Source organism: Photorhabdus luminescens subsp. luminescens (genome assembly GCF_001083805.1).
GTDB lineage: Bacteria > Pseudomonadota > Gammaproteobacteria > Enterobacterales > Enterobacteriaceae > Photorhabdus > Photorhabdus luminescens.
Genome location: NZ_JXSK01000003.1, coordinates 340949 through 358579, shown reverse-complemented (window position 1 = coordinate 358579; position 17631 = coordinate 340949). Strand labels below are relative to the sequence as shown.

24 protein-coding genes are annotated in these 17631 nt (G+C 41.1%); 19 read left to right on the top strand and 5 right to left on the bottom strand.

The annotated features are described in order from the left end of the window. Positions 1 to 398: 398 nt before the first annotated feature. From TI10_RS09900 to nqrM, 8 genes are all read left to right on the top strand, one after another. A complete protein-coding gene (locus TI10_RS09900; RefSeq protein ID WP_049583141.1) occupies positions 399 to 1742 on the top strand; it encodes a Na(+)-translocating NADH-quinone reductase subunit A in 1344 nt (447 codons plus the stop codon). Between the two features lie 4 nt (positions 1743 to 1746). Continuing rightward, positions 1747 to 2985, top strand: coding sequence for an NADH:ubiquinone reductase (Na(+)-transporting) subunit B (locus tag TI10_RS09895; protein WP_049583140.1), 1239 nt, complete (start codon positions 1747 to 1749; stop codon positions 2983 to 2985). Continuing rightward, entirely contained in the window at positions 2978 to 3775 is a 798-nt protein-coding gene (locus TI10_RS09890) for a Na(+)-translocating NADH-quinone reductase subunit C (protein ID WP_049583139.1), read from the top strand. Before TI10_RS09895 ends, TI10_RS09890 begins: the two co-directional genes overlap by 8 nt. Continuing rightward, positions 3768 to 4397, top strand: a complete 630-nt coding sequence (locus TI10_RS09885; protein ID WP_049583138.1) for an NADH:ubiquinone reductase (Na(+)-transporting) subunit D — start codon at positions 3768 to 3770, stop codon at positions 4395 to 4397. The genes TI10_RS09890 and TI10_RS09885 overlap by 8 nt, the downstream gene beginning before the upstream one ends. A gap of 8 nt (positions 4398 to 4405) precedes the next feature. Then, positions 4406 to 5002, top strand: coding sequence for an NADH:ubiquinone reductase (Na(+)-transporting) subunit E (gene nqrE, locus TI10_RS09880; RefSeq protein WP_011145527.1), 597 nt, complete (start codon positions 4406 to 4408; stop codon positions 5000 to 5002). Between the two features lie 15 nt (positions 5003 to 5017). Then, on the top strand, positions 5018 to 6244 hold the full coding sequence (nqrF, locus tag TI10_RS09875) for an NADH:ubiquinone reductase (Na(+)-transporting) subunit F (protein ID WP_049583137.1): 1227 nt from the start codon (positions 5018 to 5020) through the stop codon (positions 6242 to 6244). 84 nt (positions 6245 to 6328) lie between these two features. Then, positions 6329 to 7357 (top strand): FAD:protein FMN transferase, encoded by a 1029-nt coding sequence (locus TI10_RS09870; RefSeq protein WP_049583136.1) that lies wholly within the window; start codon positions 6329 to 6331, stop codon positions 7355 to 7357. A 13-nt stretch (positions 7358 to 7370) separates the two neighbouring features. After that, a complete protein-coding gene (nqrM, locus tag TI10_RS09865) occupies positions 7371 to 7598 on the top strand; it encodes a (Na+)-NQR maturation NqrM (RefSeq protein ID WP_049583135.1) in 228 nt (75 codons plus the stop codon). A 249-nt stretch (positions 7599 to 7847) separates the two neighbouring features. On the opposite strand, the gene TI10_RS09860 is transcribed toward nqrM, so the two are convergent. The 3 genes from TI10_RS09860 to TI10_RS26465 form a co-directional block, all read right to left on the bottom strand. Beyond that, positions 7848 to 8249: a DUF1240 domain-containing protein gene (locus tag TI10_RS09860; RefSeq protein ID WP_049583134.1), complete on the bottom strand. Its 402-nt coding sequence runs from the start codon at positions 8247 to 8249 to the stop codon at positions 7848 to 7850. Continuing rightward, the gene (locus TI10_RS26470; protein ID WP_049583133.1) at positions 8239 to 8445 is read right to left on the bottom strand and encodes a hypothetical protein; all 207 of its coding nucleotides are present in this window, start codon (positions 8443 to 8445) and stop codon (positions 8239 to 8241) included. The genes TI10_RS09860 and TI10_RS26470 overlap by 11 nt, the downstream gene beginning before the upstream one ends. A gap of 389 nt (positions 8446 to 8834) precedes the next feature. Beyond that, entirely contained in the window at positions 8835 to 9110 is a 276-nt protein-coding gene (locus tag TI10_RS26465; protein WP_049583131.1) for a hypothetical protein, read from the bottom strand. 1235 nt (positions 9111 to 10345) lie between these two features. Between TI10_RS26465 and TI10_RS09845 the strand changes: the two genes are divergently transcribed. The 5 genes from TI10_RS09845 to TI10_RS09830 all read left to right on the top strand — a co-directional run bounded on the left by TI10_RS09845 (position 10346) and on the right by TI10_RS09830 (position 14259). Further along, entirely contained in the window at positions 10346 to 10879 is a 534-nt protein-coding gene (locus TI10_RS09845; RefSeq protein WP_080985017.1) for a TauD/TfdA family dioxygenase, read from the top strand. A 35-nt stretch (positions 10880 to 10914) separates the two neighbouring features. Next, complete coding sequence (locus TI10_RS09840; RefSeq protein WP_049583130.1) at positions 10915 to 12027, top strand: non-ribosomal peptide synthetase; 1113 nt, start codon at positions 10915 to 10917, stop codon at positions 12025 to 12027. After that, a complete protein-coding gene (locus tag TI10_RS09835) occupies positions 12024 to 13025 on the top strand; it encodes a beta-ketoacyl [acyl carrier protein] synthase domain-containing protein (RefSeq protein ID WP_049583129.1) in 1002 nt (333 codons plus the stop codon). Before TI10_RS09840 ends, TI10_RS09835 begins: the two co-directional genes overlap by 4 nt. Positions 13026 to 13680: 655 nt before the next feature. Continuing rightward, positions 13681 to 13827, top strand: a complete 147-nt coding sequence (locus TI10_RS26610; RefSeq protein WP_394298758.1) for a type II toxin-antitoxin system RelE/ParE family toxin — start codon at positions 13681 to 13683, stop codon at positions 13825 to 13827. Between the two features lie 93 nt (positions 13828 to 13920). Beyond that, positions 13921 to 14259 (top strand): helix-turn-helix domain-containing protein, encoded by a 339-nt coding sequence (locus tag TI10_RS09830; RefSeq protein ID WP_036843600.1) that lies wholly within the window; start codon positions 13921 to 13923, stop codon positions 14257 to 14259. Between the two features lie 68 nt (positions 14260 to 14327). Here TI10_RS09830 and TI10_RS09825 read toward each other — a convergent pair whose 3' ends face one another. Continuing rightward, complete coding sequence (locus tag TI10_RS09825; protein WP_036843602.1) at positions 14328 to 14651, bottom strand: hypothetical protein; 324 nt, start codon at positions 14649 to 14651, stop codon at positions 14328 to 14330. 122 nt (positions 14652 to 14773) lie between these two features. Between TI10_RS09825 and TI10_RS09820 the strand changes: the two genes are divergently transcribed. After that, positions 14774 to 15133 carry a type II toxin-antitoxin system RelE/ParE family toxin gene (locus TI10_RS09820; protein ID WP_049583128.1) on the top strand — a complete coding sequence of 120 codons (360 nt, stop codon included), beginning with the start codon at positions 14774 to 14776 and terminating at the stop codon, positions 15131 to 15133. After that, positions 15130 to 15468 carry a helix-turn-helix domain-containing protein gene (locus tag TI10_RS09815; protein WP_049583127.1) on the top strand — a complete coding sequence of 113 codons (339 nt, stop codon included), beginning with the start codon at positions 15130 to 15132 and terminating at the stop codon, positions 15466 to 15468. Before TI10_RS09820 ends, TI10_RS09815 begins: the two co-directional genes overlap by 4 nt. Positions 15469 to 15547: 79 nt before the next feature. Here TI10_RS09815 and TI10_RS24975 read toward each other — a convergent pair whose 3' ends face one another. Then, positions 15548 to 15712, bottom strand: a complete 165-nt coding sequence (locus TI10_RS24975) for a hypothetical protein (protein ID WP_155416474.1) — start codon at positions 15710 to 15712, stop codon at positions 15548 to 15550. A gap of 137 nt (positions 15713 to 15849) precedes the next feature. Here TI10_RS24975 and TI10_RS09810 point away from each other — a divergent pair, with 137 nt between their 5' ends. The 4 genes from TI10_RS09810 to TI10_RS09795 all read left to right on the top strand — a co-directional run bounded on the left by TI10_RS09810 (position 15850) and on the right by TI10_RS09795 (position 17630). After that, positions 15850 to 16056: a hypothetical protein gene (locus tag TI10_RS09810; RefSeq protein WP_049583125.1), complete on the top strand. Its 207-nt coding sequence runs from the start codon at positions 15850 to 15852 to the stop codon at positions 16054 to 16056. Next, positions 16049 to 16396, top strand: coding sequence for a hypothetical protein (locus tag TI10_RS09805; protein WP_074525025.1), 348 nt, complete (start codon positions 16049 to 16051; stop codon positions 16394 to 16396). Before TI10_RS09810 ends, TI10_RS09805 begins: the two co-directional genes overlap by 8 nt. Before the next feature lie 25 nt (positions 16397 to 16421). Continuing rightward, entirely contained in the window at positions 16422 to 17051 is a 630-nt protein-coding gene (locus tag TI10_RS09800; RefSeq protein WP_074525026.1) for a condensation domain-containing protein, read from the top strand. Between the two features lie 165 nt (positions 17052 to 17216). Next, entirely contained in the window at positions 17217 to 17630 is a 414-nt protein-coding gene (locus tag TI10_RS09795) for a condensation domain-containing protein (protein WP_049583123.1), read from the top strand. Position 17631: the final 1 nt, after the last annotated feature.

Sequence of the window (17631 nt, the reverse complement as noted above, 5' to 3'; positions counted from 1 at the left end):
TGTAGCGGGCTGACTAAAAATTTAGCTTAAGATTGCCATGAGTCATCGACTTTGTGAATAAAGAATGACGATGATAACTTTGCCCTACAAAATGATTATTAGGTTAAAATATAATCGATTGTCGGTAAAGGTGATATAATAATTCGTTTTTTGCGAACTGTTAATGGTTCAGCGCCAAAATTATTCCTGTTTGCTTGAACTAAATCACTTGATTAGTCAGACAGTTCAAGAAGGGAGATGTTAAAATTACCGCTCGGAGATTAAAGAAAATCGTAACAATTATCGGAGAATTATAACCTGGGCGCGATTCGTGACTTAAGGGTTTTTTTATAGAGTGGCTATGTTACCGCCAGGTAATCTGTAGCATATGATTTAATTGATAAACTTGTGCAAATCTTATGATTAAAATTAAAAAAGGACTCGACCTCCCGATTGCAGGAGCGCCTGCTCAAGTAATAGAAGACGGTCCGACGATTCGCCATGTAGCATTGTTGGGTGAAGAGTATGTTGGAATGCGTCCTTCTATGTTGGTTAAGGAAGGTGAGCATGTTAAGAAGGGCCAGATTCTTTTTGAAGATAAAAAGAATCCAGGTGTGGTTTTCACCAGTCCGGCCTGTGGGCAGGTTGTGGCGATTAATCGTGGTGAACAACGTATTTTGCAGTCAATTGTGATTGAGATAACGGGAGACGAACAGGTTGATTTTGACCGTTATGATCGTTCCCAACTTTCTCAGTTATCCCGAGAACAAGTGGAAAAGAATCTGATCGATTCCGGGTTATGGACTGCACTGCGTACCCGCCCTTACAGCCGAAGTCCTGCTCCCGGCTCCTCGCCAAAAGCAATTTTTGTAACTGCTATGGATACTCAGCCTCTGGCTGCAAATCCACAGGTTATTATTGCTACTGAGGAGGAGGCTTTTGTTGATGGTCTGAATGTGCTGACTAAATTAACCGAAGGTAAAGTCCATGTTTGCCATAGTGCAGGGAGCTTGCCGAATGTCGGGAATAATGCACAAATCACTTATAATCAGTTCTCTGGTCCGCATCCTGCGGGATTAGTTGGCACTCACATTCACTTTATTGAACCCGCGAGTGCGACAAAAACGGTATGGCATTTGGGATATCAGGATGTGATTGCTATCGGTAAATTATTCACTACCGGTACACTTTATACGGATCGGGTCATTGCGTTGGCCGGTCCACAGGTTGAGAAACCACGTCTTATACGTACCTGCTTGGGGGCTGATCTGCTTGAGTTAACTCAGGAGCAGCTTAAAGAGGGTGAAAACCGTATTATTTCAGGTTCCGTATTGTGCGGTACTCAGTCGGATGAAGTTCATCACTATCTTGGTCGTTTCCACACTTTGGTCTCTGTTTTGTGTGAAGGTCGCGAAAAAGAGCTATTTGGTTGGATTATGCCGGGTATCGATAAATTTTCCATTACCCGCACCACCATTGGTCATTTCCTGAAAAATAAGCGTTTTGCTTTTTCAACGGCAATGAATGGCGGTGAACGTTCTATGGTGCCAATTGGTAACTATGAGCGTGTTATGCCTTTGGACATCATGGCAACGCATTTGCTGCGAGATCTGCTGGCGGGAGATACCGATAGCGCTCAGGCACTGGGTTGTCTGGAGTTAGATGAGGAAGACTTGGCGCTTTGTACCTATGTCTGTCCTGGCAAATATGAATATGGTCCGGTACTGCGTGAAGTGCTGACTAAGATTGAGCAGGAAGGATGATTTCATGGGCCTGAAAAACTATTTTGAAAAAATTGAGCGCCACTTTGAGCCTGGGGGCAAATTAGAAAAATATTATCCGCTGTACGAAGCGGTAACGACGATTTTCTATACACCAGGTACAGTCACTTCCGGCCGTGCCCATGTCCGTGATGCCATCGATCTAAAGCGTATGATGATCATGGTATGGCTGGCGGTATTTCCGGCAATGTTCTGGGGAATGTATAACGTTGGTCAGCAGGCGATCCCTGCGTTGTACCATTTATACAGTGGCGCAGAATTACAGCAAATTCTGGCATCTGATTGGCACTATCGTGTTGCTCAGTTTTTCGGTGCATCACTGACGCCAGGCGCTAGCTGGTGTAGCGAAATGTTGCTTGGCGCAACTTACTTTTTACCTATTTACATCGTTGTATTTGTGGTTGGCGGCTTCTGGGAAGTACTGTTTGCCATTATCCGTAAACATGAAATTAACGAAGGTTTTTTTGTTACTTCTATTTTGTTTGCGTTGATTGTTCCGCCAACTATTCCTCTGTGGCAAGCGGCGCTGGGCATTACATTCGGTGTTGTAATTGCGAAAGAGGTTTTCGGTGGTACAGGCCGTAACTTCCTGAACCCGGCACTGGCAGGCCGCGCTTTTCTGTTCTTTGCTTATCCGGCGCAAATTTCAGGTGACTTGGTATGGACTGCGGCTGATGGCTTCTCTGGCGCGACCCCGTTGTCTCAATGGGCGGCTGGTGGTAGTCAGGGATTGGTGAATACCGTTACCGGCCAGCCTGTTACTTGGATGGATGCTTTCATTGGCAATATTCCTGGTTCGATTGGTGAAGTCTCTACGCTGATGATTTTCATCGGTGGTGCAATTATTCTGTTTACCCGTATTGCTTCATGGCGCATTGTCGCCGGGGTAATGTTGGGTATGGTTGCAACTTCCTACCTATTTAATGTTATCGGTTCAGCGACTAACCCATTGTTTGCTATGCCTTGGTATTGGCATATGGTTCTGGGTGGTTTCGCTTTTGGTATGCTCTTTATGGCGACAGATCCGGTATCCGCTTCATTTACTAATAAAGGTAAATGGTGGTACGGCATTCTGATTGGTGTGATGTGTGTTCTGATCAGGGTGGTTAACCCGGCATACCCAGAAGGTATGATGTTGGCGATTCTGTTCGCAAACCTGTTTGCGCCATTGTTTGATTATCTGGTAGTGCAAGCCAATATTAAGCGGAGAAAAGCCCGTGGCTAATGATAAACCCAAAAATAATGACAGCGTCGGCAGAACATTTATCGTTGTTTTTGTGCTATGTCTGGTTTGTTCAATTGTTGTAGCAGGTTCTGCGGTAGGGCTGAAATCTCAGCAACAAGAACAAAAATTGATGGATAAACAGCGTAATATCCTCGATGTTGCTGGACTACTCAATCCCCAGATGAGTGCCGATGAAGTTAAAGAAACGTTTAAAAGCCGTATTAAAACTGAGTTGTTGAACCTGGATACTGCAACGCTTGAAAGCAGTCAGGGCAAGTTTAACCTGAACGATGCGTTGCGCAGTGATGATACCAGTATTGCATTACCGCCTGAAAAGGATTTGGCGAAAATCCGCCGTCGCGCCAATGTGGCTGAAATCTATCTGGTGAAGAATGAGCAGGGTAAAACGCGCGAAATCGTGCTGCCTATTTATGGTTCTGGCCTGTGGTCTGTCATGTATGCTTTCATCTCCGTTGATGTAGACGGCAAAACGGCCCGTGGCATCACTTATTATTCGCACGGTGAAACACCGGGGTTGGGGGGAGAAGTGGATAACCCACAATGGCGTAAAAAGTGGATAGGTAAAAAACTGTATAACGATGAAGGCAATCCGGCGATCAGAATTGTTCGTGGCGGCGCTGCTGCCGATGACGTTTATGGTGTTGATGGCTTGTCTGGTGCGACTCTCACCTCTGCCGGTGTCCAGAATATGTTTAATTTCTGGTTAGGGGATAACGGTTTTGGTCCGTTCCTGAAAAAAGTACGCGAAGGAGCGTTGAAAGATGGCTGATAGTAAAGAAATAAAGAGAGTCCTTCTTGGGCCGCTCTTGGATAACAACCCGATCGCATTGCAGGTTCTGGGGATCTGTTCAGCATTGGCGGTAACAACCAAGCTGGAAACCGCATTGGTAATGACAATCGCGGTAACATTGGTTACTGCCTTTTCCAGCTTTTTTATCTCGCTGATCCGTCATTACATCCCTGGCAGTGTGCGAATCATTGTCCAGATGGCTATTATTGCATCACTGGTTATCGTGGTAGATCAGATTTTGCAGGCTTATGCTTATGAAATTTCCAAGCAATTGTCTGTATTTGTTGGCCTTATCATTACTAACTGTATCGTGATGGGGCGAGCGGAAGCCTATGCGATGAAGTCTCCACCTATTGAGAGCTTTATGGATGGTATCGGTAATGGTCTGGGTTACGGCGTTATTCTGGTCATGGTTGGTTTCCTGCGTGAGTTGTTTGGTTCCGGCAAACTGTTCGGAATTACTGTGATGGAATCGGTACAAAATGGTGGTTGGTATCAGCCTAATGGTTTGTTCCTGCTAGCACCTAGCGCGTTTTTCATTATTGGTATGCTGATTTGGGGTCTGAGGACGTTGAAACCGGCGCAGGTTGATAAGGAGTAACTGACAACATGGAACATTTTATAAGCCTGTTTGTCCGCGCTGTCTTTATTGAGAATATGGCGTTGGCTTTCTTCCTCGGTATGTGCACTTTTTTGGCAGTATCGAAAAATGTCACAACTGCGTTTGGTCTGGGTATTGCCGTCACGGTGGTTTTAGGGATCTCGGTTCCTGCTAATAACCTTGTGTATAACTTGGTGCTGCGTGACGGTGCATTGGTTGAAGGGGTTGATCTCAGTTTCCTGAACTTTATTACGTTTATTGGCGTGATTGCTGCGTTGGTGCAGATTCTTGAAATGATCCTTGATCGTTATTTCCCTTCACTCTATAACGCGCTCGGCATTTTTTTACCATTGATTACCGTTAACTGTGCGATTTTTGGCGGCGTTTCTTTCATGGCGCAGCGTGACTATAACTTTTCCGAATCCATCGTATATGGTTTTGGTTCAGGTATAGGTTGGATGTTGGCAATTGTTCTGCTGGCTTCTATCCGTGAAAAAATGAAATATGCTGATGTTCCGGCAGGTCTGAAAGGATTGGGGATCACCTTTGTCACTACGGGTTTGATGGCATTGGGCTTTATGTCCTTCTCTGGTGTGCAGTTATAAAGGCGAGAAGCGTTCATGGATATAATAATTTTAGGCGTAGTGATGTTTACCCTAATTGTGTTGGTACTGACGGCGCTGATTTTGTTCGCAAAATCGAAGTTAGTTAACACTGGGGATATTAGGGTTGAAGTTAATGGCGATCCGGAAAAGAGCTTTACTGCTCCTGCCGGTGATAAATTACTAAATATGTTGTCAAGCCAGGGTATTTTTGTCTCTTCTGCTTGTGGCGGCGGCGGCTCTTGTGGTCAGTGCCGCGTAAAGATTAAAGATGGCGGTGGCGACATTCTGCCAACAGAACTTTCTCACATTAGTAAGCGTGAAGCGAAAGAGGGTTGCCGTCTGGCTTGTCAGGTCAACGTAAAACAGGACCTGAAAATTAAGCTACCGGAAGAGATATTCGGTGTTAAGAAATGGGAATGTGAAGTTATTTCCAACGATAACAAAGCAACTTTCATTAAAGAGCTGAAATTGAAGATCCCTGATGGAGAAGTCGTGCCTTTCCGTGCCGGCGGCTATATTCAGATTGAATCTCAGCCACATACTGCTCGTTATGCGGATTATGATGTGCCGGAGGAATACCGTGAGGACTGGGATAAATTTAATTTATTCCGCTTTGTTTCTGAGGTGAAAGAGCCAACAGTTCGTGCTTACTCAATGGCGAACTACCCAGAAGAGCACGGTATTATCATGCTTAACGTTCGTATTGCGACGCCGCCGCCAAGAAATTCGGAAGCGCCTCCTGGAATTATGTCTTCTTATATTTGGTCACTGAAACCCGGTGATAAAGTGACTATTTCTGGCCCGTTCGGTGAATTTTTCGCGAAAGATACTGATGCGGAAATGATCTTCATTGGTGGTGGCGCAGGTATGGCGCCAATGCGCTCTCATATTTTTGACCAGCTTAAGCGATTGAATTCCAAACGTAAGATTAGCTTCTGGTATGGCGCCCGTTCTAAACGTGAAATGTTCTATACCGAGGATTTTGATCAGCTAGCGGCTGAAAATGAAAACTTTACCTGGAATGTAGCCCTATCCGATGCGCTGCCTGAAGACAACTGGGATGGTTATACTGGTTTTATCCATAATGTTCTGTATGAGAACTATTTGAGGGATCATCCAGCTCCTGAAGATTGTGAGTTCTACATGTGTGGGCCTCCGGTCATGAATGCCGCGGTTATCAAGATGCTGAAAGATCTTGGTGTTGAGGATGAAAACATCATGTTGGATGATTTCGGCGGCTGATAGGCCATAAATAGTTTGATTTTAATGACTGGCTGGCGCCCACAACTTTGTGGGCGCTAACAATTCGGAATAGAGTAATTAACTGTGCGTAAAAAGATAAGTAGCTGGATAGCGTTAATATTTGCAGTACTGCTGCTGGCGGCATGCGATGGTCTGGAGCAGAAAAATATTCGTGGGCAAACGATGGGGACTTACTATTCCATTAAATTTGTCACAGGTTCGTCGGCTCCTTTGCCAGAAGCTCTGCAAAAAGAGATTGATCGTTTGCTGGAGGAGATTAACGACCAGATGTCCACATATCGCCCTGATTCTGAATTGAGTCGTTTTAATCAAAGTCGCCAAATTGATCGGCCATTCCCTGTATCACCTGCGACAGCCAAAGTAGTTAAAGAGGCGATCTATATTAATAAATTGACGGATGGCGCGTTGGATGTGACGGTTGGCCCATTGGTTAATTTATGGGGGTTTGGTCCTGAGGGGCACGTGACGAAAGCGCCTTCTGCAAGTGAACTGGAAAAACGTCGTGAATGGACTGGGATTGATAAACTGGTGGTAGAAGGTAATAACCTGATTAAAACTGTTCCAGAGCTGTATGTCGATTTATCGTCTATTGCTAAAGGTTATGGCGTAGATGTTGTTGCTGAATATCTGGAGTCGCAGAATATCAGAGATTATATGGTTGATATTGGCGGTGAAGTTCGTACATCAGGTAATAATGGTAAAGATCTGCCGTGGCGGATTGCGATTGAAAAGCCATCTGATACTGGCATGGCACAAAATGCTCAAGAAGTCATAATGCCTGGAAATATGTCGATAGCGACTTCTGGCGATTACCGTAATTACTTTGAACAAGATGGTGTGCGCTATTCACATACGATTGATCCAAAAACGGGGAACCCTATTTCTCATAATTTAGTTTCCATTACGGTGATTGCTCCAGCTTGTATGAGTGCTGATGGGCTTTCTACTGGACTGAATGTTTTAGGGCCGGAAAAAGGAATGGAAGTGGCGGAAAATCTGAGTATCCCGGTTTTTATGATTATAAAAACGAAAAATGGTTTTGAAGAGCGTTACAGTAAAGCCTTTGAGCCATACCTACAGAAAAATCAATGAGAAGGGGAAGACAGTGCTGAAAGTATTTATTGCAGCCTTCGTCTTTTTCCTGCTGGCTTTTGCGGGAATGTCGTTGGGCTATATGATTAAACGTAAGAGCATACAAGGGAGCTGTGGTGGTTTAAGCAGTATTGGTGTGGAGAAAGTATGTGATTGTCCAGAACCTTGTGATGCACGTAAGAGACGTATAGCTCGTGAGGCTGCGCGGCAGGTTCAATTAGAGAAACATCGGATTATCTGAGTTTAACAAATCTGCGGAATTCTCCTTCCTGAATACTAATTGAGAGTAAAGAGAACTTTTAGTATTGGGGGGAGATGGAGAGCAAACAGTTCAAAGGGCTGTCAGGTTGTTGCCATTGATTTTAGTATCAGGCTACATTTCGTAAACCAGACCGATTAAAACAGTGTAAAGTAAGTTTAATTTGGAGTGTTCAGTTTCTTCTTTTGTTTACCATAATTTCCCCAGTTATGAATAAATTAAAAAATAATATTAATTACATAGCTTAATATCTTTTACATAGGTATTAGGTGATGTCCAGGATATTCTTTTACATACCAAATAATTCTCACTTTTTAATTTATAATCCACATAGAAAGATAGGGGGAAGCTTAAAAAAAATGAAATAATAGCTATCATCCCAAAACAGTTAATAAAATTATCGTGATATTTTGGACAACGATTTTTTATATTAAGGAAGATAACAGAAACTATAAGATATGAAAGAAAAGGAAAAGAAAAAAATATTATATAAACAGGACCTGAGAATGTTATTTTCTCATCCATTTTGATTAAAGAAATTAGATTTTCCCCAGTTAAAAAGAAACCTGATAGCGCTAAAATAAAAATAGCAAAAGCGCCGATGATGTGCATAATCTTTTTTTTATTTACCATAACTCCCCCAGTTATGAAGAAGTTGATTGAAATTAGCTTCTGGTGTTCTTGATTTTCTCTCCATTTCTTTTTTGATCCGATTAATCACAGTTTCACTAATTTTAAATTTTTTATCTACCGTATCAAGTATGTCTGTCGTTAAAATACCTACAATAAGCATTGCACCAGCTACAACAATTACACTGGCACCTGCCACAAATAAAGCTGAAAGAAAAGCACCTGTAACCCAAGAAGCAAAAGCCGCCAGCCGCCTTAGCCATATCTACTGCAATATTGCCTAAGAAATCAGCCAGTGTGTATTCATCCTTAAACATATATTCAACCGCTCGATAAGCTGCTGAGAATAAGATATTGAATTTAATTCCCTTAACTATGCCACTATTTATTCCCTGTTGCCCTATCCCCATAGAGATCATCTTCATGTTAGAAGCACTGTATCTTGAAGCGGTGATGATTTTTCTAAGCCCTGAATGACCTGAGATTTTAATATATCTTTGCCCATTTTTACCAACATACTCTGTGGCTTTAATCCCTAATTTTTTAAATTCTCCTACTACATTTATAAAGTCAGAAGCATCATGTATATTACCTGCATAGGGTGATAGATATAGGATCGGTAATCGAAAACACTTCCTTTATAAATGGGCTTTTTGGTTTTGGAGAATCAATATCCTCTAAAACATTTTTCGCTTCCTCTAAGGATAGTAACGCAATATGCGTTGTATTCTCGTTTAACTGTTTCTCAAGACCAATAGCATCAAAGGACTGGTGTTCAGATTTTAACTGATTAATCCCAACATTACCTGTTAGAAAATCCCCCATATAGCCTTCCCAAGAGGGCTTGTATCTTTTATGTGTCATCGTGAAATTTCCTTTAATATTCTTAAAATAAAAAATTGTTACATCGGTATTTAACGGACAGAGTTTCCAACTTGAGTATAACATCATTGTGTAAAAAAAAGCCACATCAGTTGCATAATAGCAAAATGTTGGATAAGAGCAACGCATCAGCCATTATATTCCTGCATCATAATGGCTAAAATCATCTCTGATGGGATAACACCATAGACTTAAGCCCTTTAAAGGCTCGGATTTTTATAATGCTTAAAACTGAGTAACAGAACGAAGCCCCATACCCAAATCTGATTTAACTTGACAAGATGAGGATGAATATAAGTGTGAAAGTGAAGAAATACATGCTTTAAATTCTGTCATCCCAACCACCTCTAATAAGTGAAACTATTAACTCTAACAGGTAAATAAAATCCCCATGTTTTAGGAAAGAAATTCAGTATTAAAATCATTAAAATTTTCATTTATCCTTTTTTCGGAGAGAAACGCCTATTTTTTCATGGTTTTATTCGTAAAATAACGGCGAGAAAACACTTTAATATGAGCTTATTTAGATTATATTATTTTTATCTATGATTTATTCTCGACTCTCATTTAATGTTTAAGAGATTTCTATTAAATGCAATTTACTATTTTTCTGAAAAATGTATTTATTGATTTAAATCTGCCTTTTATATGAAATTTTAATCTCTTTATATTAGTGGTTTTAAATTGTTAGGTTGGTTATATAAATGCATTAAAGGTGCTAAAAAAACGTTTTCAGTCACGCTGTCTCTTTTTAAAATATGGAAAATAAATCTGACAATAATGTCGGTAATAGTTTTTCAACCTATAAAACTATACAGATTATTAACTATTTAATTTAACATACTTACTCTTATAAGAAAAATTCAGGATAAAGCGACTGAGACAAACGGCAATTTTATCCATCTCAATTTCGTTGGAGTATTGAGTCTTTCTGATTTATGTAATAAGATATTCATAACAGCAATGGATCAACTTATTAAATGTAATTTCACCAGAGTATTAGCGTTCACTAGCTAGCGTTTGGGATTACTAACCGTTTACGAATTCTAAAACCTACATATCCAAATAATTTGGATATATATTTCAAGGATGTTGAAATAGTTTCATATATTTCAAATTCCTACTGCTCTTTTTAGTTTTGGTAATTTACTTAATCAATAACTTTGGAAAATGAATGATGTAGGCAGTTTAGCTAATCCATTTTAAATAGGATTAATATGATAATGCTACCTTACACGATTTACTCTCCAAATAGTGGTATCACACTGCATTCCTGGCTTAGTAATAACTGGAACGAGTGTAAAAAAAAGCTTAATAATCATGGTGCCTTACTTTTTCGTGGGTTCAACATTGAAGATGTTATTGCATTCAGAGAAGCAGCACTAAGTGCAACTCCTGAAATATTGGATTATGAAGAACCATCAACACCACGTACTAAAGTCAATGATCGGGTATTCACTTCTACAGAGTACCCTGCTGATCAACGAATACCTTTGCATAATGAAATGTCTTACCGACGTACTTGGCCAAAATATTTATGGCTGTGGTCACAAAAAGCTGCTGATTCTGGTGGTCAGACAACATTGGCAGACTATAGAAAAGTGCTCCAACGCCTCTCGAATAAAACCCGTGAAGAATTTAAAAGTAAAGGCGTTTTATATGAACGACGTTATAACACTGGGTTTGACTTAACTTGGCAGCAAGTATTTCAGACTAATTTGGTAATACGTCTATTTTCGGTGCTCTGCTAACAGGTCGTACCCTTGAGCTTATCAATCGAGAAATGATGCTGGACCCAATCACGCTCGCTAAGCATATAAGTAAATTTTCAATTGAAATGTTGAAATGCACGCCTTCGCAACTAGAGATGTTATCCAGGGAAGGTAATCTTGCGGAATTACTACCTGAAAAAGTACTTATTATTGGCGGGGAAGAACTAACTTCGGCACTTGCTAAAACTTTATTTGCAGCAAACCCCAATCTGAGAATATTTAATCACTATGGTCCTTCGGAAACGACTATTGGTGTATTAATGCATCAGCTGAATGGAACACCCCTAGGCAACGACACAATTCCAATCGGTAAGCCCTTAAATGGCGTTGAAATAGCTGTGCTGGACGACACCAAGCGACCAGTTTCCCCCGGGGAAGTGGGGCAACTATATATAGGGGGGCGTGCGTTGGCCAGAGAATATCATGGGGATAAAGATCTGACAGAAACTCACTTTGTCGATATCTCTGGGCGTAGATTTTATGCCAGTGGTGATTTGGTTAAACAAAACGAGCAAGGCAACTATTTATTTATCGGGCGCGTGGATCGCCAGCTCAAAATTCGTGGATATCGAATCCAACCTAAAGAGATTGAGAATGCTTTGCTTGCTGAACCTGGGATTAAGCAGGTTGTTGTTACAAGTGTAAAATCTGAGTTTCACCAGATTGACGAACTGGTTGCTTATGTTGTGGGTACTGCGAGAGAAAATGAACTATTTGCAAACTTAGCTACCCGATTACCGGCCAGTCATATTCCGTCCAGAATCTACAATATTGATAAAATCCTTGTTAATGCTAATGGAAAGCTTGATATAGCGCGTTTGCAGGCCTCTGTTAATACTGTTAAATCGATTTCTTCTGATGTTACTGTTCCTCATAATGACATAGAAAAGCTTATCTTAGATATTTGGCGTGAAGTGCTTAAGCGTGATGATATTGATATGCAGGCTAAATTCCTAGAATTAGGAGGTGATTCATTCAAGTCGTTAGTGGTTTTTGGGCGATTACGTCGCCACTTTCCAAATCTCACTATTGCCCAACTATTTAAATATCCATCCATTGAGTCTTTAGCCAAAATGCTCGGTGGCGAGAGTACAGCTCCCAATAAAACTAAGGTGGTACAGTTGTGACGACACTATATTCAGATGATGCGGTCGCCATAATTGGCGTTTCTTTTCGATTACCACAATGTTCAAATTGGTGTGAGTTGATTGATATTCTGGTTGACGGTCGGGACTGCATTCGCCCAATACCTGAAAGTCGGGTAGCTAATACGGGGCAGGTTCTTACAGGCAATGAAAAAGAGGGGGGATGGCTTGATGAAATTACAGGGTTCGATCACCATTATTTTGGTATTGCACTAAGTGAAGCTGAATATATCGATCCCAGACAACGCATAGGGCTTCAACTGGCTACTGAGGCGATTGTTAATGCGGGATACATTCTGAAAGACTTATCAAATGCGCGTACAGCAGTACTTGTTGCTGCGCATGGCGGGCCGCATCCAGATCTTTTTCAGTCGTTATCGGTACAGGGGAAAGCCAATCCGTTTGCTTTTATCGGCAGCTTACATGCTTTTTCAGCGGGTCGTATTGCGTATTTGCTTGATCTGCGTGGCCCAGTTTATGCCATAGATACGGGATGTTCATCATTTTTGGTCGCACTTCATGAAGCACGGAACAAAATTCTGACTGGGGAGGCTGATTTTGCTCTGGTAGGAGGTTGTGAACTTGTTTTAGGCGCTTTGCCTCAGCGTAGTGAGAACTCAGGTGGGTTAGGGGTTGAGTCAACGACAGATCGATGCCGTCCTTTCGACGCAATGGCTGATGGTGCTGGATTTGGTGAAGGAGGAGGTTTTGTCCTGCTTAAACGGTTGAGTCGTGCGCATCAAGATAATGATGTTATCCATGCTGTCATACGAGGGAGTGCGATTAATCATGACGGTGGCCGTAGCAATGGTATCACTGCACCTAGCAGCATCGCACAAACCGAGGTGATTACGGCAGCATGGTATCAGGCAGGGGTCACAGCTACTGACATTGGTTACATAGAAGCTCATGGTACGGGGACTAAAATTGGTGATCCGATTGATGCCACGCGCGATAAATTTCCCTCACTCGCGCAATAAATGAAGCAGTAATTGCGTTTCATCTATTGAAAAGTTTTTACATAACTAACCGTCATAGATATGACTGTAGTTTATCCAGTTTACCCATTTTTCTCTTGAATCTGTAGTACGAGCCTGTAGGGCAACTTGATATCGAGACACAACTTACTACCAGTCGCCTCAACATAATGTTTGAGGAAAAACAGTTTCAAACCGCGACCAAGGCTTCTCCATGTCAGAAACCGTGGATTGGTAACAACTTTGGGCTCTTCATTCGCCAGTATTTGGTTGATCGTTCTTGCAATGCTTGGATTGGACCGCCTTTGCCTTGGACTCTCGATTCTTTCATGCTGTTGTGACATGAACTATTTATAGTGTCTGCGTATGGCTTGGGCAACATAGGGCTTCGTTTGATATAGAGAGGCTTGTCAGCGGCCTGAAACATACCTATCGTACATTTTTTCCTCGTAAGGCTTCAAATTCCTTCAATTCTACATTTGCAATTTTTTGCGGGATGGTATAAAATTTTATACAGTCAAATAAGGAAGGAAACTATGATAAAAATCAGGAGCGGTATTAGAGAAAGAAATTGCCTGGGTTGGCTCTTCTTACTGAAGATTTGTTAGCCTTTCCTACGTAGAACGCACGTAAAGACGCAGGCTATCAGTTTCATAGAATACAGCATGAAATAAATCCTGAAGACTGGAAACCCTTTTTTGGCATCGGTTCTGGTGTAAAAGGAATGCGGCTAAGAGACAGTACAGGTATTTATCGCATTATGTATGTTGTTAAATTTGATGAAGCTATTTTACATATTACATAGTTTTTAGAAGAAAACTTAACAAACGAATAAACAGGACAAGGATATCGCTAAAGTGCGATACAACGCAGTTATCTAGCATCGGGGAAATATTAAATGACCACTAAAATTGACACTGAAATTCGTAGGGTAACTCCAGCCGGACGTAATATATTTTCTGAATTAGGTTTTACTGAGCAAGAGGCTCAACAACTTCATACAACTTCTTTACAAGAAATAGAAAACACACTGCAAATTAAAGAACGGTTAATGGAAGAAATTACTTTATGGATTGTGGATGAAAAAATGAAACAAGCTGAAGTAGCAGAGATGTTACACATTTCTCGTCCAAGAGTGTCTGACGTTGTGAATAAAAAAGTAAATAAATTCACCATTGACGCATTGGTTAATATGTTAATCCGTATAGGGAAACCTGTTCAGATTACGGTGGGTTAAAGCACATATATTAACAATTCAAAATAGGAGGCACTTAGAATAGGTGCCTCTTGGTATTTCAAAATGATTCAACCTTTCGGTTCAATACCACGTGCCAGCAGCTCTTTGCGCAAAATTCGTTTTATCCATGTTGCTAAAGATGTATCACCATCTTTCTTCATTTCTGCTTCAAGCTGGAGACGAAATTCCTCTGTTAACCTCATAGGAAATTGAGGAGATCTTTTATTTTGTATTGACAAGGTATATACCCTATGATTTAATGCTACTGTATATACCAGTGTATATTCAAAGAGTTTCAAAAACAACGGAGCTTGGTAGTGTCTCACCACTAATCGGGTTTCTAACCACAACATTATTGGAGCTAATGCTATGGCTAACGCTAATAGTAACATACGCACGCATTCAAAACGCTATACATTTATAACGTACCTTTCTTATCGATTGATAATCGAACCTCGCCCATTACACATGATTTTAGCATTGCATACAATTAAATAAATAAGGAAGGAAAACTATGACGAAAATCAGGAGCGGTACAGAGAAAGAAATTGCCTGGATTGGTTCTTCTTATGAAGACTTGTTAGCCTTTCCTATAGACACACGTAAAGACGCAGGCTATCAGCTTCACAGAATACAGTGTGGAATAGATCCTGAAGACTGGAAACCCTTTTCTGACATCGGTTCTGGCGTAAAAGAAATACGGCTAAGAGACAGTACAGGTATTTATCGTATTATGTATGTTGCTAAATTTGATGAAGCTATTTACGTATTACATAGTTTTCAGAAGAAAACTCAACAAACGAATAAACAGGACAAGGATATCGCTAAAGTGCGATACAACGCAGTTATCCAGCAACGGAGAAATATCAAATGACCACTAAAATTGACACTGAAATTCGTAGGGCAACTCCAGCCGGACATAATATATTTTCTGAATTAGGTTTTACTGAGCAAGAAGCTCAGCAACTTCATACAACCTCTTTACGAGAAATAGAAAACACACTGCAAATCAAAGAACGGTTAATAGGAGAAATTACCCTATGGATTGTAGATGAAAAAATAAAACAAACTGATGTAGCAACAGTGTTACACATTTCTCGTCCAAGAGTATCTGATGTTGTGAATAAAAAAGTAAATAAATTCACCATTGACGCATTGGTTAATATGTTAACCCGTATAGGGAAACCTGTTCAGATTACGGTAGGTTAAGACACGCATATTAAAGTTATTAGGATAATTTAAAATAAGAGGCACTTAGAATGGGTGCCTCTTGGTATTTCAAAATGCTTCAACCTTTCGGTTCAATACCACGTGCCAGCAGCTCTTTACGCAAAATTCGTTTTATCCATGTTGCCAAAGACGTATCACCATCTTTCCTCATTTCCGCTTCAAGCTGGAGACGAAATTCCTCTGTTAATCTCATCGGAAATTGAGGAGATCTTTTATTTGGCATTGACAAGGTATATACCCCATGATTTAATGTATATTGTATACACCAGTGTATATTCAAAGGGTTTCAAAAACAACGGAGCCCGGTAGTGTCTCACCACTAACCGGGCTTCTGACCACAACATTATTGGAGCTAATGCTATGGCTAACGCTAATAGTAACATACGCGCACATTTAAAGCCCTATATATTTATTAACGCCCGTTCTAACCGACTGATAATCAAACTTCCCCCATTACGCATGATTTCAATATTAGCTACTACGGAAATAGAAGCTTGTACTCTGCTAGCAGGCTTTCCTTTGGTATTTGCCTCATGCAAACCACTGGGGGAACTGAACCATGTTTAATACTAAGAATATTAAGAGTACTGAAGATATTGAAAACTACTGTGATATCTTCTATTCCGATATGGCGAGTGTTGTATCAGTACTGGATACGGCGGATATGAGTGAACAAAATATTGAACTACTGGAAGAAGCCTGCGAAGCTAACAGTGCTGGGCTCTGCCACGGGTTACATTTTTTGGGAGATACTCTTGTCACTTTTGCCGCTAATGACGTGGTGGAATCCACCCCAGAAAGTCTTTGCCAGTTAGGCCATTGTCTGGTTGCTATCAGCTCACTATTGCCGATGTTGTTTACTCTGTATCAGAAAGCCAATAAAGAAACTCAGCTACGCAACCTTTAACTCTGAAATAGTCTAAACGCTCACTTTGTCATTGGCGACTGTTGAACAGGCGGCATCAGCGCTATTAGCCCGATTCCCTATTTTGGGAGTCAGTTTTATGGTTACTGCATTGGGGAGGTGGCAAGGAATTAACCCGCAAGCCCGTATCGCCATCGAACAATTTGAATTGCAGCAGATAGCCCCACATAGCTTATCGCAGAAAATTACTGAGTTAGCGAATATGGGTCATGAGTCGTTAGATCTGCTGAATGGGCCAATCTGTCGCATACAACTTTATCGAACGGCTCATAATTTGCCGGACAAGTTGTTGATGATAGTTCATCACTTGGTGGTCGATCCTTATTCCTGGGATTTACTTACAGAGGATTTAGCGGCGTTGCTTGAAGGAGCTGAAGCCCATGAATTAGATATTCCGACAACTTCGTATCTCGCTTGGGCTAGGCGTTTACACCGATTGGTGCAGGATGAGCCAGAGTTGTTTGGTGTTCATTACTGGCTTTCACAACCTTATGAACAGGCACAGCAGTTAGTAAGTACGGATGCTATTGGCATTGAGGCGAATATGGTTGAACAAACAACGGTATTTGATGAAGTACAGACTCAGCAGTTTTTAAAACCATCTGAGCGCAGTCAACTTCCCGTACTTGCCCGATAACTGACTCTGCTTTCACGGTCTTTAGAAAGCCATTTTCCTTCCAGTGCCAACAATATCCTTATTGAGTTGGGAGGGCATGGTCGAGAAGACCTATTCGACGAAGTTGATTTAGGACGCACTATCGGCTGGTTTACATGTGGTTTTCCGTTTCTGCTGCCCTTTTCTATGGGACGCAGTTTTGATGAACATGCAACTGATATGGCGCGGCTGTTATGTGAGGTACCTACTCGAGGGTTCGGCTTTGAAGCACTTCGCTATCTTTCTGTTAATCCTCAAATCACCGAAAAATTAAAGGCAATTCCTCGACCACAATTAAGACTGGATTTTGAAGGAGAGCTTTTATTTCTGAATATGCCCGATAAGGAAAAAGATAATCCGATCTTTATTGATATCACCACAGAGGGAACGGGTTACTGGAAGCCTCGGGTAACGCCGATGGATTATTTGCTTTGTTTTAACATCAGTGTGAATGATGGGCAGATGGAAATTCGTGCTCAATTTGCAGGCGATGTCATACCAAAAGAGCAAATAAAAACGGTCCTATCTGAATTTAATGAACGGATAACTCATAAAAATTAAT